Consider the following 22,426-nt stretch of genomic DNA (forward strand, 5'->3'; position numbering starts at 1 on the left):
GTTTAAGTTTTATAGAGCAGATTTAACCCGATAGTGCAGAAATACCTCATCATCTACCTGTTGGACACTCAACAATTGTAAATGGGGTGCGAAGCGAGATAAAAATCCTTCTCCGTCCACCGGAGTGGGTGATGTGGTTCCCCCCAAAATTAGGGGACAGACTGTGAGTTGAAACTCATCGATCGCATGGTAAGCCATTAAAGATGCCACTAGCTGACCACCACCTAAGACCGCTAGTTTCTGTATACCTCGGTCTCTCAGTTGCTGTAACGCTTCTGACCAGGTGATCACTCCATTGGAGTCGTCAGCGACGATCACTTCGTCGAAGTGGTCGGAAAATCGTTTCCAAGGCTGACCCCCTAAGAATGTGGTCAGTAACCATTTGGGAACAGGCTGTTGAAAAAATTTGAGGGTTGGGTTAATTTTTCCTGATGCGGAACAGACTATTTGAGCTGGTTGGGGGGGTTTTCCGTTTTTTTCCCGCGCGCCTAACAATTCTGTTGAAGACACCCTTAAAACTGTTCCATAGGCGGCGAGAGTGCCGTTTCCGAACAGTACAGCGTCGGCTTGGGCAATTTGTCGTTCTAGGTGAATTATATCGGCATTAGAGCCAAATCTGGCAGGCGATCGCATCGGATCAGCAATTTTGCCATCCGCACTCATGGCTAAAATAACAGTAGTGTAGGGTCGGGTGGTTGGAATTATCTCATCCATAAGCGCCTAGTTTTGGCTCTCAACTTGCCATTAGTGATCTTAAAACAGGGTCTCACCAGATGCAAGACAGTAGATCTAGTTTAGATATACTAGCCATGATCTACAGATCGGCATTAATTTCCGAAAATAGACATCAGATTTAATTCTATGATTTCATTGTTCCCTAAAGCTATCTTAATTATCACTGTCCTGACTATAGTTAGCTATCTCGTTATCTGTGTTGGGTTACTTTGGTTTCAAAATCGGTTGATTTTTTTCCCATCTAAGACCATTGAAAAAACTCCCGATTTGTTAGGTATGCCATATCAAGAGGTTTGGTTAAAATTCCCCGATTCCACATCAGAAAGTGAACAGATTAATGGTTGGTGGATTCCTGGCGATTCCGACATGGTGATTTTTGATTTGCATGGAAACAGTAGTAATATTGGTGGTAATTTAGGCTATGCCAAACAATTTCATAATCTGGGATTTTCCGTGTGGTTGATAGATTATCGAGGTTATGGTTGTAGTAGCGATCGCTTTCCCTGTGAAAAACAAGTTTATGAAGATGCCGAGTTAGCTTTTAATTATTTGGTTAATGAGCGGCAAATTTCCCCCAATAAAATTGTCGTATTTGGGCATTCTTTGGGAGGTGCGATCGCTATTGAATTGGCGACCAAACACCCAGAAATTGCCGGATTGATTATCGAAAGTTCCTTTACTTCTATCCTCGATATGGTCAAGGTAAAGAAACAATATGGAATTTTTCCAATTAATTGGTTATTGCATCAAAAATTTGATTCTATTGCGAAAGTTCGGGAATTGAAAATGCCGATTTTATTCACACACGGGACCGCTGATGAGTTGGTTCCCGCCAGTATGAGTGAGAAGTTATACCAGGCTTGTCCTGAACCCAAACAATTGCTGATGATTCCTGATGCTGATCACAATCATGTCAAAGAAATGGGAGGCGATCGCTATCAGGAAACCATCAAGAAATTTTTGGAAAGTCTGTAAAACAATTTTATCTATCATGGGTCTAAAAGCGATCGCCCCATCAATTTAACCCGATTTATCTGGGAATTTCATAATTGACATTTAAATCATTCATCATCTCTAAAACCTGTTCAATAGCTACTGATTGCTGATTAATATTGAGAGAAATAGTCTGAGAATTTTCTACTATACTGTTAATCCCATTAACCACCTCATTAAATCCGGTTTGACTTTCCTCTGTGACTCGGACTGTAGAACTCATCGCTTTTTTAAGATCATGTACTAAATTGTTAATTTCTGCCGCTGAGGATTTACTTTGATCAGCCAGTTTACGAATCTCATTCGCGATTACATTAAATCCTTGTCCACTATTATGGTCAGCTTGTACCGCCTCAACCGCAGCATTTAAAGCCAATATATTAGTTTGATTCGCGAAATTACTGACCATAGTAGATATTAAGCCAATTTGGACAATCTTATTGTTTAAATCCGAGATTTTATCGGCAAGTTTATTCACCGTTTCTTGTAAACAATCATGGTAATAACTATCCGCATATTCGTGATCACCTTTAATCAAATATAATACCTGTTTAGCTGCTACTGCTGCCTTAGAAGCCTGTTCAGCCGAACCCCTAGCTGAACTGTTTAACTCATTCATAGTTATCGTGACTTCATGCACTAACATTTTTTGATTTTGTAATGTTCCTTGTAATTCTTTGTTTCTATTAGATATCTCCGCAGCCATTAAGTTAAAAGAGTGAGCCAAAAAACCTAGTTCATCCTCTCTATCATCTGCAAGAGACACATTATAATCACCTGCGGAAATTTTCTGAGTCGCATTAATTAGTTGTTGCAATGGTGCCGATACTTGTCGTTTTAAAACCACCCAAACTAAGACCATTAATGATAATAGTAAAATCACTTCAATCAGGATATTTGTCAGCACAAAATTTAGGGATTGTTTTCTTAAAATAGACCGAGGAAAAACCGTAACAAAATACCAGTTAAGACCAGGCATTTGGCGAAAAACTAGGTATTGATCATCTTGATAATTAGGTATGATAAATTGATTTGGGGGAGCATTTTTCACTAATTTAAATATATTCATTAAGTTACTATCCTGCAAGTTTTGGATCTTAACTGTAGTAGTGCTATCTTGAATTTTATCTATGAGGTCGGGATGAGCGATTAACTGACCATCTCCTCTAAAAATTAGGTTATATCCTCCTTCAATATGATTATTAACTGTTCTTTCGATTAACTGATTTAGGGTGATGTCATGACCAAGAGTTCCTATGGTTTGACCATTATAATCAACGGGGGTTGAAGCCGTGACTAACCAAAGCTGACTGACTGGTTCATAATAGGGTGTAGTCCAAACGGTTTTTCTTTGAGGATTATTCTCAGGAGTGGCGACTAAATACTCTGGTTTTTGGGGCATATAAAAGTTAGCATCAGCTTCTTGAACATAATTAGGAACTTGCGGCCAATAAACAATAGTAATATTCTCCGGGGTCATAATGAAGGTACTATCAAAACGATTATGCCACGCACTACCGTAGGATTCGATTAACCTTTGTAAATCAATGACTTTACGACGAATTTCTGGGGTGATTTCTAAGGATTTATCAATATACACTCCCGCCTGTCGTTGACCATCAAAATTGGCGGGGTTGTTACGGATAACGCCGTCCGGGTATCGGATCAATAAATTATTAAATTCCTCTTCTAAATTGGCGGGGGCTGGTTGTGCAAATTTCCTCAGAATTTCCGATTTCAGGATAGCATGATTATCCGCCGCTAAATCAAAGATTTGCTGTTCTCTGGCTACTCTTTCCACCACAGACTCTTCTAGTTGCGTTAATTTCTGATTTCTCAATGCTGATATCGCTTGCATATAATTAGCGATCGCACTAACTGTCACGATTAAAGCTGTACATACAGTAATCTGAAATAAGGTTTTTTGACTTAGAGAACCTTTGGGGGTCAACTGGGAGTTTGGTTTATTTGGGCGAGGGTGGTTTAACATAATTATATGAATTGATTAAGGATTGAGGGTTCTGTGATGATTTGCTGTGATTATAGCATAACCATTATGTTGGCTTTATCCCAGTGCTTATTTAATATGTAAAGTTTTGGTAAAATTTGCTCACCCCAGTGATGGGTTTGTATTAAGTCCATGTAGGCTGAAACGCTATGATTACATCCATAGCCCGCCTTAGACTAGGAGAATTAACCTTAGCCCCTTCTATTTGCCATTATTTTTGCACAAACTTAATCATGAGAATAAACTTAGTTGTTGAATTTGAGGGGGGACGGTCTGAGGTAATGCAGCATCTGCTATAGTTAAACCTCCTTCTAATAACAGTCTAATGTTGTCATCATGAGAAGCAATTTTAACTTCGGTTCCCTCCGGCTTAGGTATCATTAAGATAACTTCTTCGCCACCAATACCCTGGTCTGAAAGTAAATCGGCACTATGGGTAGTAATAATAACTTGCCGTTTTTTAGACCTTTGTAGTCGATATATTAGGGCAGGTAGCTGGTTGATAATTCCCGAATTTAATGATAATTCTGGCTCCTCTAGTAATAATAAGGAATCCGATTCTAACAAAGACCAGAGTAGTCCAATTAGTCTTAATGTACCATCAGAAAATTGGTCTTCCCTTTGTTTTCCGGCTTGGGGTTGCCAATGTTCATAAATCGCCTCTAAATGAGGGACACCCATTTCATCTTTAGTATCAGTTAAATTTTTTAACTGGGGGACAGCTAACTTGAGGGCTTCTTCAATTTTTTTGAGTCGTGATCTGCGAGTTTTTTCGGGTGTCTTGGCTACCCTTTCTAAAAAATTTCTGCCAAAGGGATCTTCGGAAAGTCCGGGGGTAGCAAATGCTTCGGGGTGGCGAACTAATTGGGGAATTATATGTAGGTATAAAATCGATTCTAAAAATTTGGCAATGTCTCTAAATTGGGCATTGGCATTAATTTGCTCTAAATATGTTTGGGTAAGTCTTAACTCATCTCGTTGATCATCTTGATCAGGTCGGTTGATAATTTGTTGGTGGTGATGCCAGACTTTTTCATAAGCAATAATGGGTTCATTTTTCCCACCTTTCCTCTGTTTAAATCCTATGGCGTATTTCCAAAGGGGTGCTGTCCCATTGGCTGGGGATAGATGGATTTCGATTTCTACATGAGGATAACGACGGGCGGAAAGACTCCGAATTTGAGAAACTCCACCTCGATCGCTTACCGCTTTTTGCAGACCGCCGCCGGGTTTGGCTAAATCCCTTAAAAATCTGAAAGCATCGAGAAAGTTAGACTTACCACAGGCATTTGGACCTACTATAAATATGCGATCGCATAAGTCCACCTCAACCGCACGAAAGTTGCGCCAATTTTTCAGGATTATGTGTGATATAATCATCTAAATGACCATAATTTTGGCTATAGTATAACTGAATATATCTGCGGTGACTGGATAATCGGAGACGGTGGCGACTGCTCAAGTTTAGTCAAAACTTGCTAAAATCGCAGTTATGAGAACAGTTATACAGACATTGGCTATGGAAAATAATCTAAATACCAACATCAGTCCCACTTATATTCAACAAGAAGATGCCCAGGAAATTTTACAAATTGCCATGGCACGCGGTCAAGAAACTGGGGAACTCACCCGGACCCAGTTGGAGGAAATGGCAATAGAGTTGGGAATTAGCCCCGAAAATTTACAGGCGGCAGAATTGGAATGGCAGACTCGGAAAGTCGAGTTAACCGAAAAACAGGTATTTAATCAGGAACGTCGGCAAAAATTACGGCAAGATGCTGTTAAATATGCGATCGTTAACTCTTTCCTGATTTTATTAAATCTGGTGACTACCCAGGGTATGGCTTTTGCTTTAACGATCGCTTTACTATGGGGTCTAGGATTGAGTTTGCAAGCCTGGAAAGCCTATCAAACTCAGGGAGAAGCATACGATAAAGACTTTGCCAAATGGCGGCTGAAAAAGCAGTTAGGCAACTCCCTAGGAATGATTGCCGATCGCGTCATTAAGGGCATTCAATCATAATAGTTATCAATGAATTGGGTATTGGGGTTTAGCTGACGGGTTGGGGTTGGGGGTTCCGGGTAGCCGATGCCATATTGTCGCCGAATATGATACAATCAGAGTTTGTCTTGTTAAATTTGAGTTTAATCTGGTCATGGCTGTTCCAAAGAAACGAACCTCTAAATCAAAGCGGAATATGCGAAAAGCGACTTGGAAGCGCAAAGCTAGAGTCCAAGCCGAAAAAGCCTTATCCCTAGGTAAATCGGTCCTTACAGGTCGATCCGCAAGTTTCGTCTATCCGACAGATGATGAGGAGGGCGACGAGGAATAACCCCGGGATGTTGGTTCAAAAGCCGGATGTCAGTTTGTGTTGATGTCCGGCTTTGGGGTTATTTTTGAACGGCTGATGGCAGAATCAACATAGCATCACCAAAAGAGTAAAAGCGATATCGGTTCCCGAAATCATTGGGCGGTTGTTCTAAGGCATCCTGATATAATTTCATCAGTCTTTCGCGACCAATTAAAGCGGATACCAACATCAGTAAACTCGATCGCGGTAGGTGAAAATTAGTAATCAGTCCATCAATGACCCGCCACCGATAGCCAGGATAAATAAATAGGTTAATTTCCCCGCAGTAGGGTTGAATGCAGCCATCGAGAGAATTTTGGGCGGCTGCTATGCCTTCCAAGGTCCGCACTACCGTAGTTCCCACGGCAATGATGCGACCACCACGGGCGCGGGTTTGATTAATTTTATCGACGGTTTCCGGGCGCAATTCCACCCATTCGGCGTGCATTTGGTGGGTGGTAATATCCTCAACTTCTACGGGGCGAAAAGTCCCTAACCCCACATGAAGGGTGAGGAAAGCATGATCAATGTGGTGGTCTGAAAGTCGTTGGAATAGTTCTTCTGTAAAGTGTAACCCGGCGGTGGGTGCAGCTACCGCCCCAGGGCGCGTCCCATAAATAGTTTGATACTGTTCCGCCACAGCCTGAGAATCAGTAACATAGGGAGGAAAAGGGATTTCGCCAAATTGATCTAAAATGGAAACCAAAGATTGACCTTGGGGAACCTCAAACTTGAGCAACCTTCCGCCCGTACCGGGGTTGGTATCAATAACAGTAGCATAGAGTATTTCGCGGCCAGATTTGGAGGGAAACTCTAGGCGATCGCCTATCTTAAACCGTTTTCCGGGCTTGACCAAAGCTAACCAACAGTTTGGGGCTTGTTCCTGTAGCAATAAAATCTCGATCGCCGCCGAGGTACTCTTGCGACCGTAGAGACGGGCGGGGAGTACACGGGTATTATTGAGAATCAGTAAATCCTCTGGTTGCAATAAATCGGGTAAATCCCGAAATAAACGGTGTTGATGGGACGGCGGCGAATCCACCACTAACAGGCGGGATGAGTCCCTAGGGATTACTGGATTTTGGGCGATGCGATCGGGAGGTAATTCATAGTCATACCCCTGCAAAGTTCTATCTAATTTGTCCACTACTTCTGTCAATCCCAACACTAAAATCGCTGATCTGGGGTAAACTTGGGTAGAATCCCCCAGATCAGATTGGGTGTTTTCCCCCTATTAAAAGGGGTAAGATCCCGCAATGATATAAGTATAGCCTTGTCAAAACAGGAAATACAGAACAGGGAATAGGGAACACCAGAACGGGGAGTAAGGAATTTTTCTGAAAGCCTCTGGCTGAGACCTAACACCCGACACTCGAAACCTAGTAACCGATACCCTAATAACTATTGCACTGTCGCAGCAGTGGGTAACAAGTCCTTGACCATTGAGGAGTTGCAAGCGGGTGGGGGAGACAGCAAGACGCGGGAGAAAAACGGAATGGAATATCTATATTACCTTGCCAATACGAGTTTAACACTGAGAGTTGTTGATTTTCTTAGGGGTGAAACTCAGCTTCCGGTCAAGTTTATGACCGTGATTCATCAAATTGACGGCTGGATCGTCAAAGTTAAGATGAGTGAATATTTAACGCCCCACCAACACGGTGATTTTAGGGCTTTTATGTACGAATTGGGGATTCCCTATGAACCCGACATTCGCATTCAGATGGCTTTGTGGGCCTTGGAAACGGGACAATCTCCCTTGAGTGTGATGCGTCGCTACCAGGTGGCGGTGGTTTCTCATGGTAGCCCAAACCGAGAGGATATTGAAACATTCCGCACTCAGTTTGTTAGGGGTCTGGGGTATTGTCCAGAGGCTTTAGCCTGATCTTTAACTTGATTTTTGGGCTGGAAGTTGCGCCGATTTCGCTCAGGGAAAAGCTGATTCGATATAGTCTTCTAGGGTAAGCTGATAGGCTTCTATGTCGATGGGTTTACCGGGTGTCACAATCTGAGATGATTCTTTAGTCGGGTTCTGTGCTGCTGGGTTCTGGTGTTTACATCTAACTAGGGCGACATCGAATCGACAAGGATGATTGCTGAAATGGGGATGGGTGCTTAAAAAGTGTTCTGCAGTTCGGATCAGTTTGGCTTGTTTGGTCGCCGTAATGGCTAAAGCACCGTTTGCGTCCCAGTTTCCGCGACTGCGGGTTTTGACTTCTACAAAAATTATGGTGGTTTCTCGATGACCAATCAGGTCGATTTCTCCCCAACGACAATGATATTGATGGTATGAAATCCGCCAGCCTGTTTGTTGTAACCATTGCGCGACGAGTTGTTCTCCCAGTGTTCCTATATGACGCGACATTACAGTAAACTCAATTATAGATTTTTGGATAGATAGATCAAAAGGTATGGGTTTCTCGTTTACCAGGATAATCAATAGGACAATTCTCTCGCGTATAGCTGCGATCGCTTTAATTTTAGGGATGGGTTGGGCAATAATAGCTACTATTACCATACCTACTGTGGCGATCGCGGAAAACTACGAAAAACGCAATCTGATAGGCGTGGACTTCTCAGGACAGGACCTCAAGGACTCCGAGTTTGATTTTGCTAACCTACAGGGTAGCAATTTCAGTCATACCGACCTACGGGGAGTTAGCCTATTTGGGGCGAAAATGCAGGATATTAACCTAGAGTCTGCTGATTTACGTCTTGCTACCCTAGACACGGCGCGGTTAGTTAGGGCTAATCTCACTAATGCTTTGCTGGAGGAAGCCTACGCCTACAATGCGGATTTCCGTGGGGCGATTATTACTGGGGCTGATTTTACTGATGTCATGTTGCGTCGAGATCAGCAACAACTGCTTTGTGAAGTGGCGGACGGTACAAATCCAGTCACGGGACGCGATACCCGCGAGACTCTCTACTGCGATTAAATTAAACTGCTCTATAAAACTTAAACAAAACCGGACATAGCCGGATCTTGATGTTTATTTCTTGCTTCGTCCGGGACTGTCGGCAGCACCCCGTCCACAAGTGTAATCGTCGGAACCCGGCGATTTTGGTAGGGGTCGAAAGGAAAGTCACCTTTCCCAACTCCCATTCAAAACCGTGCTTGATACTTTCACATCACACGGCTCCTGATGTAGACACCCTATTGTCAGTAGGAACAGGGTTACGACCCCCTGCTTTGTGACTTCAACTTTAGGAGCTATATACACCACGTAGTCTTTAAACTCGCTCTCGGTCATAAGCACTCTTACATCATCGCAGTCTCTATGTCCACACCGTGACTAGTGGGCATATCCCAACCATTACAGTTAGGCATTGGCTTTCAGTCACATCCTTTCCCCTTATGGGCATACGCTTACACTTTTCACTACTCTACAAGATGTACTCGTAGAGAGCCCAACAGGGGTTTAAACGTTCCATATATATGGGCATTCCATCTTTAGATTTGTCCTATCCACCGGGGTACATTTAAAGGTCTGTGTAGGTGATGCTAAAATTACCCTACTTTTCCCCTTGCTCTTTTGAACGCAGCGTATCAACCTATTTCGCTGCTGTATAATGACGATGGTTCAAGCCGGACATTCGGTTTCCCTAATCATGGATGGTTGGCAGTGGTCGCCTATAGTAGTAGGTTCTACATCACGCCTTCCGTTCCCCGCTTCAATCCCAGATTTGTGATTTCTGAAACTGGGGGTGGCTACCGCCTTTACTCTTTCCCATAATCGCCCCAAGTGGGTTAAATACTCCTCCTTGTAGTATACTTGGATGGAACATTGCGATTTCTTAGAATGGGATTGACCCTGAGTTCCCTGCCTTGCTTAGTGTCATAACTCACTAAGCGTCGGGACATATATATATTTAAGGGGTAAACTAATAATCTAGTTATAGTAGCAGCCGGATTGACTAGTTTAACTCCCTCTAGGAGGTTATTTCAGGCATTGCAGCCTTATTTCACTCCTAAACGTCTCGCACTCTAGGTTTATACTGGCATTCAAGTCACGATCTATCGCCAGACCGCAGTTTGGACATTCAAAAGTCCGACGGACTAGGGGCATTTTTTGACGATAACCGCAATTAGAACACAGTTGACTGGATGGATAAAATCTATCGGCAATAATCAACTTTGAACCATAACGTTCTGCCTTGTAACCTAGTTGACGACGGAACTCATAAAATGAGGCGTCCGCGATAGAACCCGCCAAACCATGATTTTTCAACATTCCAGACACATTCAAATCTTCAATGACTACTTGGCTGTGGTTTTTAGCCAAGAAAGTAGTTATTTTATGAATCGTGTCCCGCCGAATGTTTGCTACTCTTTGATGTAGCTTTTGAACTTTTAAGAGACATTTGGCCCAATTTTTCGAGCCTTTGACTTTGCGACTTAAATGACGTTGTAATCGAGCTAGTTTTTTGGTCGTTGCTTTATAAGCCTTGGGATTAGAGAATTGGGTCCCATCGGAGCAAGTCGCCAAATTGTTAATTCCTAGGTCAACCCCGATTCTCTCTCGGAATTTCGGTGTAATTTCTGGCGTGATTTCTACGAAAAAGCTAATATACCAGTCACCTGCTTGGCGCGTTAGGGTGACTTTCTTAACCCAACTTTCGGGTTGTGCCTCAAATGTAGAAACCCAGCCCACAAAAGGCAGCTTATGGCGAGTTCCTGACAACTTGAATGGTTTGCCGCAATTGTCAAGGGTAAAGCTATCATGGTGGCCTTTCTTCTTAAATTTAGGATAACTGCTTATTCCTTTGAAGAAGCGCTTAAAGGCATCCCCTAGATTAATGAAGGCATATTGATAAACTCTAGAAGACAATTCGGACATCCAAGGATATTGAGGTTTCACATAATTCGTAAAAACCTTTTTGATGGAGTTGACGTTAGGCTTGAGTCCCTGTTGATAAGCTGACATCCATAAGTGTAATCCCCAATTGAACACAAATCGAGCATACCCCGCGTGTTTGGCCATCAAGGTGGCTTGACGGTCATTGAGTTTGAGTTTTGTCCGGAAAGCTTTGTAAGGCATGATTGGATTTTACCATGAAGAATCCAACTTGATGAGTATGTCGTCAGGGAAATTTGGCATGGTCTGGGGTTTGACCGTATACTCATTATTGAGTTGCGAATCTTTGGGGGTATTGTACCTTATTGTCCTAAGATATAAAGCAAATCTTGGATTAAATTCTTGCTCTCCTAGTTGGCTTCCTGAGACAATAGTTCTTTCAGGTTGATTGTGGCGGCGACATCATCTGGGGTGGCTTGGGAATGGCTTTTCCGCTTGGTGTAAGATATCAACGCTGGGATGGAGATGCAGATAGCGCCGTTTACCAAAGCTAACAAAAGTCCGTAAGCCATATAATGATCCATTAATACACGCTCCTAACACATCTGGTTGATATATTTTCAATCATTATCACATTATGGATAGTGAAAAAGCAATGGTTTGAGGTAAGAATTACTTGTCACTCTCATAAGTTATCTCAATCAATCAATCAATGGTTAGAGGGTGAGTATTTATACTTATTAATTGGGGTTGATTTCCGAGGATTTGAGTTAAATTAGCGACTACTAAGATGCACTCAGTTTAGCTAAATTTCACTATAGCACAGATGGCTGTAAAAATATCACCTTAATCTGGGGACAGGTTTATAAACTCTCCCAACGGAATGATCTGGCTGAATATCGACTACTAAATCAACTCGATCGCTATCTGTTAGTAGAGGATTAATAAACAATTCGGGATGTAAGGACTTCCAAAAGTATTCGACAAATTGATTGATTTCTGTGTCGGTCATTCCCGACTTACCCGATGCTTTCATCTCCTGTTCAGCTTGTGCGCGCCACTGTTTGGATAAGCGATAATCAACGGGGTTGAGAACTATTAATCTATCCAAACGTTCCCAGAGGGGTAAATACTCTTTTAATTGGTGGTTAATTTCTCGCGCAAATTGGCGATCGCTATCAGTACTAATAGGGGGTGGTGGATGATTAAACGCCTGGTCTTCTACGGGTTTACATCCCACAAACCAGCCCTCAAATAAGATGATATCAGGTGCTTCTATCTGTTGGGGTTCTATGCGATCGCCTTCTCCATTCCAGAGAGACTTATCAAACCGGGGAATAGTTATTTTTTGTCCGGGTGTAGGGTTTCGGAGTTGGTCAAGAAGTTGTATTCCGATGTCAATATCATGAGTGCCGGGGGGACCTCGCCAGATTAAACGGGGATCTTGTTCTCGCAGCCTTTGACGATCGGCGTAAGTCTTATATAAATCATCAATAGAAATACTAATGGCTTGATAGTTAAGTAGATTTAGAATCCGAGAAATGACAGTTGTAGTGGTAGTTTTTCCGGTTCCCTGTCCGCCTAAGATTCCCTGTACTAAAGGACGATTAAGAATTTGTCTTAACTGAGATAATTGCATGGCTAATGGTAGCCAAAATTCCCACAATGTGGGTAGCTGTTCCCAGAGAATCGGTAAATCTGGATTATGTTTAAGGAGCGATCGCCCTAATTGATAACGTTGTCTAATTGTAGTTTCTAGCTGTTCGTGAGTGATACCAAAAGCCGCCATGTGTGCGGGATTATTTAATTCGTGTCTCAGCAGTTGTTGCCAATGTTCGGGGGGCGGTTCGCTACCAGTTGCCAAAGATTGTAAAATTTCTATCATGATTGAATAATCTCTAAGAACCCAGTAAAAATGCCAGCAAAAATAAACTATAAGTCATGCCAATTTTCAGACTATTAAGGAGGTCTAGCCATAAAGAATTGATTTCACTGCGAGGGACTTTGCGGTAAGATAACCAACTAATCCATTCGGTGACTAGGAGGGTGATAAATGCGACGGTGACATCCCAACTTCCGGCTTGTCCAACTATTGTGGCGATCGCCACTCCCAGGAAGAAGCCAAAAAGTAGGCTAATCAATAATACGGATATCCGCCGCCAGGGGTTACGAAACCATTGCAAGGTTTGCTGGGCGATCGCATCAGTAAATCTGTTTAAACGAGTGTTTTGCATAGAAGATTATAGGCAGCGATATGTAAAATATACTGTAGGATGAAAGTATTATAACGGCGGTTGTGGCATCAACTCCCGGCATCAGCTATATTTGTTAGTCTACAGGTGTCCCAACTTGCTACCAGTCGGCTATAACACTTGTCCCAGATAACGGATTTTATGATCACTTTGACAATTTACTGAGGTTTGACCATTGAATTTGTTTGACGCACCCAATATTAATATACTTTGGGGAAACCTAATTGTCGAGGAGTTAATTCGCAATGGGGCGAGTTATTTTATTGTATCTCCTGGTTCCAGATCCACTCCTTTAACTGTGGCGATCGCTCGTTATTCCCAAGCGCAACGGCGAGTTTTTTTAGACGAAAGGGGTGCGGCGTTTCATGCGATCGGCTACGCGAGGGCGACAGGAAAGCCAGCGGTTTTGGTCTCTACTTCTGGGTCGGCTGCTGCTAACTATTTCCCGGCTGTGATTGAGGCGGCTACGGATAATTTGCCGATGATTATTATCTCGGCTGACCGCCCCCCAGAATTGCGAAAAACGGGGGCTAATCAAACTATTGATCAGGTCAATCTTTATGGTGATTATGTACGTTGGAAATTTGATATACCCTGTCCTGATGAAAAGATTTCGCCGACGTTTGTTTTAACGACTATTGATCAAGCTGTTTATCGTGCCAAGCGATCGCACGGACCTGTTCACCTTAATTGTATGTTCCGCGAACCCCTCGCCCCGACTAATTCAGCGATTACATTGGGTTATACTCTCCCCCTAAAACCTTGGTTAAATAGTGGTAGGGCTTGGACAGATTACCCGATACCTATGGTCATGCAAACTGACGACAATATTCATGAAATATCGGCAATTTTAAACAACACAAAAAGAGGAATTTTAGCCCTGGGAAGATTAAACACCATGGCACAAATTCGCGGAGTTGAAAAATTTGCCCACAAGCTACAATTCCCGATTTTTGCTGATATTCGTTCAGGTTTAAGGCTGGGAAATACCATTGATAATCAGTTATTTGTAACGGATATAAGACTGAGTGACGACCCCCTGGAAACGGTGATACAAATAGGCGATCGCATTTTATCAAAACGGTTTTTAGAGTATTTACCAACCCACCCACCCCGTTACTATATTATGATAACGGACTCCCCCAGCCGCCACGACCCCGCCCATATTGTTTCCCATCGCATTGAAAGTAATATAGAAAAATTATGTGAGTCATTATTACCTCTTTTAGCGCCGAATCTTTCGGAAGATTGGCAGGATAAATTATGGCTTAAATCCCTCAAAATTCGCGAAACTATTGACAGCTATTTAACTAAAGATTCCACCTTAAATGAAATGGCGATCGCCCATTTAGTCTCCCAGCATATCCCCGCCGACAGTGGCTTATTTTTAGCCAATAGTATGCCGATTAGAGATATGGATGAATATGGAATTTATGGGGGAAATTCAGTCAGAATAGCAGCCAACCGAGGGACTAGCGGCATTGATGGAATTATCGCCTCTGCTGCTGGGTTTTGTCAGGGTTTAAATACTCCCACAACTCTGCTAATTGGCGATTTGGCATTCCTCCATGACCTCAACTCTTTATCTATGGTTAATTCCCTGAATCATCCCCTGTGGATTATAGTGATTAATAATAATGGGGGCGGGATATTTTCATTTTTACCCATTGCTAAATTTAATGATGTATTTGAAAACTACTTCGCCACTCCCCACAATCTCCAATTTGACCAGGCTGCCAAATTATTTAATCTCAACTATTTCTCACCCCCAACACCAGAGGAATTTGTGAAAGATTATCAACAGGCGATCGCCTCCCAAACTTCGGCGATTATTGAAGTGCAGACTAACCGCAAACAAAATCAAGAATTGCACCAAGAATTGGCGGACAAAATCCGCGAAATATCATGGAGGTTTTAGCCGTCGTATTCGGTGAAAATTTCTATCTCTAATGTATCTTCGTCTATGCTGATATAAAGAAGATTCGGGCGACAACAAACCTGGCAATCTTCAATATAAGACTGTTGACCTCCCGCACTAAAATCGATAAATGTGACATTACTTTCGCCACAATAGGCGCAGGTAAATTCAGCGGTATTTTGCATAATTTTCACACTCAAGTTTAGTAACATCGTGGCGATAGCGGAACATATCTTGAAGACGGGAATAAACCCACCAACTCAAGGTATTGTCAAACACGGAGCCACCTGGTAAACTAAAAGCGATCGCATCAGTTAACCGAGTGCGATTATTCACCTCCGAAAATTGGTGTCGGTGTACCCAAATAGCCATGGGACCCTGTTGCTGTTCATCAGTAAACAGTTGGTAAGGAATGCACTCAGTATGCACCGCCACCCATGGCACCGAAACTGGACCAAGAGATAGCAGAAATTCCGATCTAGCCCCCACCTGTAAACCCCCTTCCCGGCGGATAATTTCCACAGGTTGCCAAGGTGGGGTCAGCAACTCCAGGATATCAGATCGGCCGTGAAAATTCCAAACCACATCAACGGGGGCGTTAATTAGGGACGAGTATTGAAAGTGCAGCATAAAAACACCATACCAAATCAAAAGTTGTAGCAATTTTTACCAAATTATATCGAGAAATTGGTTAAGATGAAACCCATGCTATCGTTGCCATATTAAAACCCCAATTTCTATGCGTTTAGAGCAACTTCAAGCCTTTTTATCTGTTGCCGAAACCGGAAGTTTTCAAAAAGCAGCAGTCCAGTGCAACGTGACGCAATCAACGATTAGTCGCCAGGTACAGGGACTAGAAACGGAACTGGGTTTACCCCTATTTCACCGTAGCAACCAAGCTAAATTGACGGTAGGAGGTGAAAGGTTTTGGCCCTATGCGCGGAAAATTTGTCAGGCTTGGGAAAATGCCCAACAGGAATTAGCGTCATTATTAGCGGGACAGCAGGCGGAATTATGCGTGGCGGCTATTCACTCCCTTTGTGCGTCTTATCTCCCCCCAGTTTTGCAAAAGTTTTGCTATGCTTATCCTGATGTACAATTGCGGGTAACATCATTAGGAAGCGATCGCGCTTTAAAAGTGCTAAAAGATGGATTGGTTGATGTGGCACTTGTCATGAATAATCGGGCTTTTACGGCTAGTTCCGATTTATTGGTGGATATTCTCTATAAAGAACCGATACAAGTATTAATGGCAAAAAATCACCCCCTGGCGCGATATAATCATGTTCCTTGGAAGGAGTTAATTATCTATCCTCAAGTGGTATTTAAAGATGGCTATGGAATGCAGCGTTTAGTACAGGAAAGATTTGCTCAAGCTGGCGCTACTCTCAAGGCGGTTTTAGAGTTAAATACACTGGATGCTTTTCGGGGTGTAGTCCGTCAGGGAGAAGTAATTGCACTGTTACCACGTTCAGCATTAGTAGAAGCGGCGACGGATAGCAGTTTAGCGATTAGAACGATCGCACCTTTTGAAGGGACTATAAATACTAAATCAGGTTCCTTTTATAGTGGTGGATCTGACTTGAGTTGGACTCGGGAGGTTGCCATTGTCACCAGTCGCGATCGCCTGCAAATTCCCCCCATACAATATTTCTGGAAATTGGTACACGAATTAATCCCCCCAGAGGTAGACTCAGAGTTGGAAGAATTGGGGATAAAATGCTTAATTGGTTAACATCAAATAGCTAACAATTCCTAAAGGTATCCGCTTTCGATTATACTGGTTTTCTCTTCTGTTCACTACCACAACAGCAACTTAAATGAGCGATCGCTTTAGAACATTACTGAAAAAAGTGGGAAGCGGAACCCACACCAGCGCAGCCCTAACTCGCGAAGAAGCCGCCGAAGCCTTACGCATGATGTTACAGCAAGAAGCAACACCCGTACAGGTAGGGGCTTTTTTAATCGCCCACCGCATTCGGCGACCCACGGGAGAAGAATTGGCGGGAATGCTAGATGTTTATGCAGAATTAGGACCTCATTTAACTAATGCTGTGCGTCCTCCGATGATTTTAACTCATCCCTATGATGGGCGATCGCGTACTGTTCCCATGGCTATTCTCACCGGGTTAATTCTCAGCGCCGCCGGAGTCCCAACCATTTTACATGGAGGCGATCGAATGCCGACCAAAGAGGGTATTTGTTTACATGAAATTTGGCAACAATTAGGCATAAATTGGGAAGGAATTAGCCTAATTAGAATGCAGGAAATCTTCCAGACGACAGATTTAGGATTTATTCATCTTCCCACCCATTTTCCCCTAGCCATGAACCTAGTTGGACCCCGCCGAGAAATTGGGAAACGTCCGCCTATTGCTACATTAGAGTTAATGTGGTCTCCCTATTTAGGAGATGCAACTATCGCCTGTGGCTATGTTCACCCCCCCACGGAATCAATGTTCCGAACCGCCCTAGAATTGCGAAATCAGCGGCAATTTATCACGGTTAAGGGATTAGAAGGTAGTTGCGATTTACCCCGCGATCGCACCTGTATTATCGGCATCAACCGCCCCAGTATAGACAACCCGGAAACCTCGATTTTTGAACGTCTGTTATTGCATCCCCATGATTATGGTTATGGGGGGAAAGAAGTTGCTCTTAATTCCCTAGATGAACTGATTAATAATATCAAGGCTGTCTTGGAGGGGGAACCGGGAGAGTTAATGCAGGCTGCCATTTGGAATGGGGGTTTTTATCTGTGGTGTGCGGGAGTTTGTGCGGACATAGAAACAGGTCTGAAACACGCGCAGGAGTTACTAACTCAAGGGATGGTAGCCCAGAAATTAGAAGCGATCGCCAACAGTTTATAACCACCCATACCAATGGTTTAATTATGGGGCATAATGCCCCATTTGTCAAGGTAATTAATCCACCCCTTGAATAGGTGCAAAACCTTGTCGCTGGATGTTCTCGGTAATAGTGCGAGGTTCCAAGAATTGCAGGAGATAATCAGGTCCCCCCGCCTTGGAACCGACACCAGAGAGTTTAAAGCCACCGAAGGGTTGACGGGAAACGATCGCCCCGGTAATTCCCCGGTTAATATAGAGATTTCCCACTTCAAAATCAGCCTTAGCCTTCTGAATATGAGAAGGGGTGCGAGAATACAAACCCCCAGTCAAAGCATAATTAGTCCCGTTAGCAATATCGATCGCCTCATCAAAATTTGAGGCTTTAATCACCGCCAAAACCGGACCAAAAATCTCCTCTTGGGCAATTTTCGCAGTAGGAGAAACATTAACAAACACGGTCGGACCGACAAAATACCCGGTAGATGGTGCATCTAATGCGATCGCCATTTCTGCTTCTTGTTTACCCATCTCAATGTATTCTTTAATCTTGGTTTGGGCGTTATGATCAATCACCGGACCCACAAAGGTACTAGGATCAGCCGGATCACCCACATTAAGCGATCGCACCGCTTCCACCAACCGCGACACAAACACATCATAAACAGGTTCTAAAACCACCACCCGCGAACAAGCAGAACATTTTTGACCCGTATAACCAAAAGCGGAATAAACAACTCCCCCGACCGCTTGATCAAGGTCTGCACTTTCATCAACAATAATGGCATTTTTGCCACCCATTTCCGCCACTACTCGTTTAAGGTGTTTTTGTCCGGGTCGCAAAATCGCCGCCTCTGCATATATCCAACAACCCACTTCCTGAGAACCTGTAAAGGTAATCATCTGAACATCAGGATGTTTAACTAAATGAGCCCCCACGGTTGAACCCTTACTAGGGATAAATTGAAACACGCCATCAGGAACCCCAGCTTCCACCAAAATCTGGGCAATTTTCGCACCAATAATAGCAGAAGTTTCCGCAGGTTTTAACAGGGTACAATTTCCCGTGACTAAGGAAGCGACAGTCATCCCCACCGGAATAGCTAGGGGGAAATTCCAGGGAGAAATGACTAACGAGATACCACGAGGTTGATAGGAATAGCGATCGCTTTCCCCGGCTGTATCATAAATATAACCCTGGTCTAGCCGTTCCATTTCCGCCGCATAAAAAAGGCAAAAATCAATAGCTTCCGACACTTCCGCATCACACTGAGATAGGGCTTTCCCCACCTCAAACACCATCCAGGCGCATAATTCATGGCGACGTTGTTCTAGCAATTCTGCCGCCTTCCGTAATACAGCCGCGCGTCGGCTAACGGGGGTCTTTTTCCAGCTAGGAAATGTAGCTTTAGCAGCAGCGATCGCTTTTTCCGCTTGTTCAATATTAGCCAAACCAATTTTGCCGACTATTTCCGTAGGTTGAGCCGGGTTAACGGAATCCACAAAATTCTCTGTATTTTCCCATTTACCATTAATCAGAGGTAAGTAGGTTTTACCCAACTGCGATCGCACATTTCCCAAGGCAGCCAAAGCGCGATCGCGAATAATTGCATCCGCATAATCACTATCCGCCGCATTAGGAAATACAGGTTTCCAAGTCTGGTGAATTGTGCTATCATTATCACCAACAGGAGGCGCTAATAGTTCTTCTAAAGGTCGCTGTTCTGAACTTTGGCGAATAAAAGAGGAATTAGCCGTATTTTCTAACAGTCGCCGAATTAGATAAGACATCCCTGGTAGTAGTTCACCATAGGGACAATACATCCGCACTCGATAACCTTTAGCCGCCAATTGTTTGGCGAGTTGGTCTCCCATACCATAGAGAACTTGCATCTCAAAGGCGCGTTGGGGTACTTTGAGGGTTTCCGCTATAGCGATCGCTTTCGCCTGGGAACGGACGTTATGGCTACCGATAGCAGAATAAATATAGGCGTGATTTTCCAACATTAATTGGGTCAGCCTTTCGTAATTAGCATCAGTCGCAGCCTTATCATTAAATACTGGTTGCGGCCAGTCATTTTGCATCGCCTTGATAGTTTCCTGGTCCCAATAAGCACCTTTTACCAGTCTAACCGTCACCGGATATCCCCGCAATTTTGCCCATTCAATAATGCCTTCTAGGTCTTTGGCGCTATCGCGTAGGTAGGCTTGAACCGTGACACCGATATCAGTGCGATCGCGGAATTCCTCTTCCATTAACAGATTTTTGAGGATGCTTAAAGTTAGGTCCTTATAGGCGTATTGTTCCATATCAAAATGCACCGCCGCCCCAACTTCTTTCGCCCGTCTTAATAAAGTGCGGATGCGATCGCTTACTTTCTCCTCACTTCCCTTAGCATCAAGCGGGTCAAACTGCGAATAAAAAGCCGTCAATTTCACCGAAACCTGTACTCTAGGAATAGGGTTTCCGTCCGCTTCATCAATTTGGGGAACTGTTGACCACCGCTGCGCCGCCGCCGACAGTTTTTCCATTAATTCCAAGTAACTATTCAGATACGATTCCGCTTCCGTTTCCGTAATCACCGCCTCTCCTAGCAGGTCTACAGTAAAGCCTAGTTTATCTTTACGCAACCTTTCCAGAGTTTTGATAATTTGCGGAATATCCGCCCCCGCGATATATTTCTGAGCCAGCGTTTCTACAGCAGGGGCTACTGTCGTAGCTGCCATTTTCCCAGCTACCGAGTCAGGGTTAGCAAAATTAAGCAGCTTTTTCAGCGAGTCCGGGAGTTCCACCTCTTCCGCCGTCAGGTATTCCTGAAGGTGAGCCGCAATTTCCGGTTTACTCCGCAGCGCCGGTAAACAGTCGATAAAATGAAACAATTGCACCCGCAAACCGGGGTTAGACATCGCCCAGTCCAGGATTTTGTCATCAATACGCATCTGGTCCTGGATTTTACCAAACAGAGATTGTTTTTTCTGTTGGGTCGCCGCTAGAAGTTCTCGGGCGATTTCTTGGGTTTTGGGTTCGTAGGTATTATTAGATAGTTGTGCAACCACAGGTTATTGAGTATCAGAAATGGTGAACATTGATATCAGACCCGCCCTCAAACGGACGGGGACTCCCAAACCTCACGATTTGGGTTACGGCGATCTACCCCCAAAGGGACAGATTTAATCTTCTGGGGTCTAGCCGAGCCTCAACTCCTAGGGCGAGAAGCGCCGCCAAAATCTTCATGATCTTCCCCCATTTTTCGTAAAATCCCCCCTCTGCCCACTAATTTTATCATGAATCAGGAGCCACCATTCACCCGCCTTTATCCCTGGTTTGGGGCGACTGAGAGATTCCCCAACCCCTCCCCCTCTTAACTCCATTTAAATCTGCCGTTTGACATCCGCCCCAAATCGCCCAACCCTGATTAAGCTAAGGTTTCTCACCAATTCAGCGCCTCTCTACCCACACCGCCATAGTCACCCTTACTCATGCGAATCATGCGAATCATGCGAATCATGCGATCGCCACTAAATCAGTCCCAAACCCCCGCCTTAGTCATCAAATTTTCCCCAATCTCCAAATCTATGATAAAATCAAAACCATTGATTTTTATCTGGATTCCATCCCTCCCAGAAGTTCCCACTATTGCATTAATGGGACTAACTTTTGGGATACGTCTGTTATAAAAATGCTCATGTACCCCCAAAATCACCCTTATTCTAAAATTAGGGTCGGGGGCACCTTACCCTATTTTGAGGAAAACCAGATGAAATTAGCCGTAAAATAGCTTGTCATAAAAAATTTGGTTTTTTATTCCAAATCAGTAATTTTGTGTTATCATCAATTAGTTTATTGTTATCTTTCTTTAAGATATCTGGTGATTAACCGATGATAAAAAAACTTTTTTGTTCCACCCTGTCTGCTAGTTTTTTAGCAGCTACCATGTCAGGTTGCGCTCCAGTGGCTGAAACCGGGGAAGTTGCCTGCGCTGAAGTCACCGAAGCCGACATTGCAGCATTGTTCGATCGCTGGAATAGTTCCCTAGCTACCCTAGATCCTGATCAAGTAGTAGCTAACTATACCCCCACAGCCGTATTACTGCCAACTGTTTCCAACACTCCCCGCACCGACCATGAAAGCATTAGAGAATATTTTGTGGACTTTCTGCCAAATAACCCCCAAGGAGTGATTAACAGCAGGACTATTGCCATTGGTTGTAACAAGGCTCATGACGTGGGAGTTTATACCTTTACATTTACAGATGACCAAGGACAAACCACCGAAGCAGTAGCCCGCTTTTCCTATGTTTATGTCTATAAGGATGGTGAATGGTTAATTGATCATCACCATTCATCCTTAATGCCAGAAACTGTCGCTAATTAGGCTTCCCATCAAATTGCCTTCTACATTCTGGTGTATCTAGCCATCCCTTGATAATCATCGATATCACACCCATAAAAGATGGCTAAATATGAGCTTTTGATAGCCGATGCTCCAGAAATTTAACCCTCTGAGAGTGTACAGGCAAGGCA

At 43.6% G+C, this 22,426-nt stretch carries 24 protein-coding genes; 11 read left to right on the forward strand and 13 right to left on the reverse strand.

Translation table 11 applies throughout. The features are described 5' to 3' along the window. Nucleotides 1-9: 9 nt before the first annotated feature. Nucleotides 10-714 carry a RibD family protein gene (locus HFV01_RS11495; protein ID WP_006625286.1) on the reverse strand — a complete coding sequence of 235 codons (705 nt, stop codon included), beginning with the start codon at nt 712-714 and terminating at the stop codon, nt 10-12. Nucleotides 715-861: 147 nt separating this feature from the next. Here HFV01_RS11495 and HFV01_RS11500 point away from each other — a divergent pair, with 147 nt between their 5' ends. Continuing rightward, nucleotides 862-1,710 carry an alpha/beta hydrolase gene (locus tag HFV01_RS11500; protein WP_006670466.1) on the forward strand — a complete coding sequence of 283 codons (849 nt, stop codon included), beginning with the start codon at nt 862-864 and terminating at the stop codon, nt 1,708-1,710. A gap of 55 nt (nt 1,711-1,765) precedes the next feature. On the opposite strand, the gene HFV01_RS11505 is transcribed toward HFV01_RS11500, so the two are convergent. Together HFV01_RS11505 and HFV01_RS11510 are read right to left on the reverse strand one after the other, a co-directional pair. Further along, nucleotides 1,766-3,718 carry a methyl-accepting chemotaxis protein gene (locus HFV01_RS11505; protein WP_006625288.1) on the reverse strand — a complete coding sequence of 651 codons (1,953 nt, stop codon included), beginning with the start codon at nt 3,716-3,718 and terminating at the stop codon, nt 1,766-1,768. 249 nt (nt 3,719-3,967) lie between these two features. Then, complete coding sequence (locus HFV01_RS11510; protein WP_006625289.1) at nt 3,968-5,116, reverse strand: AAA family ATPase; 1,149 nt, start codon at nt 5,114-5,116, stop codon at nt 3,968-3,970. A gap of 139 nt (nt 5,117-5,255) precedes the next feature. Here HFV01_RS11510 and HFV01_RS11515 point away from each other — a divergent pair, with 139 nt between their 5' ends. Both HFV01_RS11515 and rpmF read left to right on the forward strand, forming a co-directional pair. Next, on the forward strand, nt 5,256-5,759 hold the full coding sequence (locus tag HFV01_RS11515) for a 2TM domain-containing protein (protein WP_008051289.1): 504 nt from the start codon (nt 5,256-5,258) through the stop codon (nt 5,757-5,759). A gap of 133 nt (nt 5,760-5,892) precedes the next feature. After that, the gene (gene rpmF / locus HFV01_RS11520) at nt 5,893-6,069 is read left to right on the forward strand and encodes a 50S ribosomal protein L32 (protein WP_006618712.1); all 177 of its coding nucleotides are present in this window, start codon (nt 5,893-5,895) and stop codon (nt 6,067-6,069) included. A gap of 58 nt (nt 6,070-6,127) precedes the next feature. Here rpmF and queA read toward each other — a convergent pair whose 3' ends face one another. Then, the gene (queA, locus tag HFV01_RS11525) at nt 6,128-7,255 is read right to left on the reverse strand and encodes a tRNA preQ1(34) S-adenosylmethionine ribosyltransferase-isomerase QueA (RefSeq protein ID WP_006625292.1); all 1,128 of its coding nucleotides are present in this window, start codon (nt 7,253-7,255) and stop codon (nt 6,128-6,130) included. A 327-nt stretch (nt 7,256-7,582) separates the two neighbouring features. Here queA and HFV01_RS11530 point away from each other — a divergent pair, with 327 nt between their 5' ends. After that, a complete protein-coding gene (locus HFV01_RS11530; RefSeq protein ID WP_006670471.1) occupies nt 7,583-7,972 on the forward strand; it encodes a hypothetical protein in 390 nt (129 codons plus the stop codon). Between the two features lie 42 nt (nt 7,973-8,014). Here HFV01_RS11530 and HFV01_RS11535 read toward each other — a convergent pair whose 3' ends face one another. Beyond that, complete coding sequence (locus tag HFV01_RS11535; RefSeq protein WP_006625295.1) at nt 8,015-8,605, reverse strand: YraN family protein; 591 nt, start codon at nt 8,603-8,605, stop codon at nt 8,015-8,017. 7 nt (nt 8,606-8,612) lie between these two features. Here HFV01_RS11535 and HFV01_RS11540 point away from each other — a divergent pair, with 7 nt between their 5' ends. Continuing rightward, nucleotides 8,613-9,026: a pentapeptide repeat-containing protein gene (locus tag HFV01_RS11540; protein ID WP_006670473.1), complete on the forward strand. Its 414-nt coding sequence runs from the start codon at nt 8,613-8,615 to the stop codon at nt 9,024-9,026. 20 nt (nt 9,027-9,046) lie between these two features. Here the strand turns inward: HFV01_RS11540 and HFV01_RS11545 are convergent, their stop codons facing one another. Further along, entirely contained in the window at nt 9,047-9,193 is a 147-nt protein-coding gene (locus HFV01_RS11545) for a hypothetical protein (RefSeq protein ID WP_193521101.1), read from the reverse strand. Between the two features lie 430 nt (nt 9,194-9,623). On the opposite strand from HFV01_RS11545, the gene HFV01_RS11550 reads away from it, so the two are divergent. Further along, the gene (locus HFV01_RS11550; RefSeq protein WP_071533550.1) at nt 9,624-9,824 is read left to right on the forward strand and encodes a hypothetical protein; all 201 of its coding nucleotides are present in this window, start codon (nt 9,624-9,626) and stop codon (nt 9,822-9,824) included. Nucleotides 9,825-10,028: 204 nt separating this feature from the next. On the opposite strand, the gene HFV01_RS11555 is transcribed toward HFV01_RS11550, so the two are convergent. The 4 genes from HFV01_RS11555 to HFV01_RS11570 all read right to left on the reverse strand — a co-directional run bounded on the left by HFV01_RS11555 (nt 10,029) and on the right by HFV01_RS11570 (nt 13,120). Next, nucleotides 10,029-11,129 carry an RNA-guided endonuclease InsQ/TnpB family protein gene (locus tag HFV01_RS11555; RefSeq protein ID WP_008051281.1) on the reverse strand — a complete coding sequence of 367 codons (1,101 nt, stop codon included), beginning with the start codon at nt 11,127-11,129 and terminating at the stop codon, nt 10,029-10,031. A 167-nt stretch (nt 11,130-11,296) separates the two neighbouring features. Beyond that, nucleotides 11,297-11,470 carry a hypothetical protein gene (locus HFV01_RS11560; protein ID WP_006670474.1) on the reverse strand — a complete coding sequence of 58 codons (174 nt, stop codon included), beginning with the start codon at nt 11,468-11,470 and terminating at the stop codon, nt 11,297-11,299. A 257-nt stretch (nt 11,471-11,727) separates the two neighbouring features. Continuing rightward, complete coding sequence (locus tag HFV01_RS11565) at nt 11,728-12,771, reverse strand: glycerate kinase (RefSeq protein WP_193521102.1); 1,044 nt, start codon at nt 12,769-12,771, stop codon at nt 11,728-11,730. Between the two features lie 13 nt (nt 12,772-12,784). Then, nucleotides 12,785-13,120, reverse strand: coding sequence for a DUF565 domain-containing protein (locus tag HFV01_RS11570; RefSeq protein WP_006625300.1), 336 nt, complete (start codon nt 13,118-13,120; stop codon nt 12,785-12,787). A 193-nt stretch (nt 13,121-13,313) separates the two neighbouring features. Here HFV01_RS11570 and menD point away from each other — a divergent pair, with 193 nt between their 5' ends. Continuing rightward, nucleotides 13,314-15,056, forward strand: coding sequence for a 2-succinyl-5-enolpyruvyl-6-hydroxy-3-cyclohexene-1-carboxylic-acid synthase (gene menD, locus HFV01_RS11575; protein ID WP_193521103.1), 1,743 nt, complete (start codon nt 13,314-13,316; stop codon nt 15,054-15,056). Here the strand turns inward: menD and HFV01_RS11580 are convergent. Together HFV01_RS11580 and HFV01_RS11585 are read right to left on the reverse strand one after the other, a co-directional pair. After that, complete coding sequence (locus HFV01_RS11580) at nt 15,053-15,241, reverse strand: CPXCG motif-containing cysteine-rich protein (protein WP_035759523.1); 189 nt, start codon at nt 15,239-15,241, stop codon at nt 15,053-15,055. The two genes, menD and HFV01_RS11580, sit on opposite strands and share 4 nt — an antisense overlap. Then, nucleotides 15,225-15,686 carry an SRPBCC family protein gene (locus HFV01_RS11585; protein WP_006670478.1) on the reverse strand — a complete coding sequence of 154 codons (462 nt, stop codon included), beginning with the start codon at nt 15,684-15,686 and terminating at the stop codon, nt 15,225-15,227. Before HFV01_RS11585 ends, HFV01_RS11580 begins: the two co-directional genes overlap by 17 nt. A 109-nt stretch (nt 15,687-15,795) precedes the next feature. Between HFV01_RS11585 and HFV01_RS11590 the strand changes: the two genes are divergently transcribed. Both HFV01_RS11590 and HFV01_RS11595 read left to right on the forward strand, forming a co-directional pair. Then, complete coding sequence (locus HFV01_RS11590; protein ID WP_006625304.1) at nt 15,796-16,791, forward strand: LysR family transcriptional regulator; 996 nt, start codon at nt 15,796-15,798, stop codon at nt 16,789-16,791. A gap of 85 nt (nt 16,792-16,876) precedes the next feature. After that, nucleotides 16,877-17,926 (forward strand): anthranilate phosphoribosyltransferase family protein, encoded by a 1,050-nt coding sequence (locus HFV01_RS11595; protein ID WP_006625305.1) that lies wholly within the window; start codon nt 16,877-16,879, stop codon nt 17,924-17,926. 54 nt (nt 17,927-17,980) lie between these two features. Here HFV01_RS11595 and pruA read toward each other — a convergent pair whose 3' ends face one another. Further along, a complete protein-coding gene (gene pruA / locus HFV01_RS11600) occupies nt 17,981-20,959 on the reverse strand; it encodes an L-glutamate gamma-semialdehyde dehydrogenase (RefSeq protein ID WP_006670479.1) in 2,979 nt (992 codons plus the stop codon). Nucleotides 20,960-21,391: 432 nt separating this feature from the next. On the opposite strand from pruA, the gene HFV01_RS11605 reads away from it, so the two are divergent. After that, complete coding sequence (locus HFV01_RS11605) at nt 21,392-21,580, forward strand: hypothetical protein (RefSeq protein ID WP_155839156.1); 189 nt, start codon at nt 21,392-21,394, stop codon at nt 21,578-21,580. A 202-nt stretch (nt 21,581-21,782) separates the two neighbouring features. Further along, complete coding sequence (locus HFV01_RS11610; protein WP_006625308.1) at nt 21,783-22,277, forward strand: SgcJ/EcaC family oxidoreductase; 495 nt, start codon at nt 21,783-21,785, stop codon at nt 22,275-22,277. Nucleotides 22,278-22,426: the final 149 nt, after the last annotated feature.

Origin of the sequence: Limnospira fusiformis SAG 85.79 (genome assembly GCF_012516315.1) — a bacterium.
GTDB lineage: Bacteria > Cyanobacteriota > Cyanobacteriia > Cyanobacteriales > Microcoleaceae > Limnospira > Limnospira fusiformis.

Bases quoted from the DNA above. Each gene is read 5' to 3' on its own strand.
- HFV01_RS11495 (WP_006625286.1), bottom strand. From the start codon at position 714: ATGGATGAGATAATTCCAACCACCCGACCCTACACTACTGTTATTTTA.
- HFV01_RS11500 (WP_006670466.1), top strand. From the start codon at position 862: ATGATTTCATTGTTCCCTAAAGCTATCTTAATTATCACTGTCCTGACT.
- HFV01_RS11505 (WP_006625288.1), bottom strand. From the start codon at position 3,718: ATGTTAAACCACCCTCGCCCAAATAAACCAAACTCCCAGTTGACCCCC.
- HFV01_RS11510 (WP_006625289.1), bottom strand. From the start codon at position 5,116: ATGATTATATCACACATAATCCTGAAAAATTGGCGCAACTTTCGTGCG.
- HFV01_RS11515 (WP_008051289.1), top strand. From the start codon at position 5,256: ATGGAAAATAATCTAAATACCAACATCAGTCCCACTTATATTCAACAA.
- rpmF (WP_006618712.1), top strand. From the start codon at position 5,893: ATGGCTGTTCCAAAGAAACGAACCTCTAAATCAAAGCGGAATATGCGA.
- HFV01_RS11530 (WP_006670471.1), top strand. From the start codon at position 7,583: ATGGAATATCTATATTACCTTGCCAATACGAGTTTAACACTGAGAGTT.
- HFV01_RS11535 (WP_006625295.1), bottom strand. From the start codon at position 8,605: ATGGTAATAGTAGCTATTATTGCCCAACCCATCCCTAAAATTAAAGCG.
- HFV01_RS11545 (WP_193521101.1), bottom strand. From the start codon at position 9,193: ATGGGAGTTGGGAAAGGTGACTTTCCTTTCGACCCCTACCAAAATCGC.
- HFV01_RS11555 (WP_008051281.1), bottom strand. From the start codon at position 11,129: ATGCCTTACAAAGCTTTCCGGACAAAACTCAAACTCAATGACCGTCAA.
- HFV01_RS11560 (WP_006670474.1), bottom strand. From the start codon at position 11,470: ATGGATCATTATATGGCTTACGGACTTTTGTTAGCTTTGGTAAACGGC.
- HFV01_RS11565 (WP_193521102.1), bottom strand. From the start codon at position 12,771: ATGATAGAAATTTTACAATCTTTGGCAACTGGTAGCGAACCGCCCCCC.
- HFV01_RS11570 (WP_006625300.1), bottom strand. From the start codon at position 13,120: ATGCAAAACACTCGTTTAAACAGATTTACTGATGCGATCGCCCAGCAA.
- HFV01_RS11580 (WP_035759523.1), bottom strand. From the start codon at position 15,241: ATGCAAAATACCGCTGAATTTACCTGCGCCTATTGTGGCGAAAGTAAT.
- HFV01_RS11585 (WP_006670478.1), bottom strand. From the start codon at position 15,686: ATGCTGCACTTTCAATACTCGTCCCTAATTAACGCCCCCGTTGATGTG.
- HFV01_RS11590 (WP_006625304.1), top strand. From the start codon at position 15,796: ATGCGTTTAGAGCAACTTCAAGCCTTTTTATCTGTTGCCGAAACCGGA.
- HFV01_RS11595 (WP_006625305.1), top strand. From the start codon at position 16,877: ATGAGCGATCGCTTTAGAACATTACTGAAAAAAGTGGGAAGCGGAACC.
- HFV01_RS11605 (WP_155839156.1), top strand. From the start codon at position 21,392: ATGCGAATCATGCGAATCATGCGATCGCCACTAAATCAGTCCCAAACC.
- HFV01_RS11610 (WP_006625308.1), top strand. From the start codon at position 21,783: ATGATAAAAAAACTTTTTTGTTCCACCCTGTCTGCTAGTTTTTTAGCA.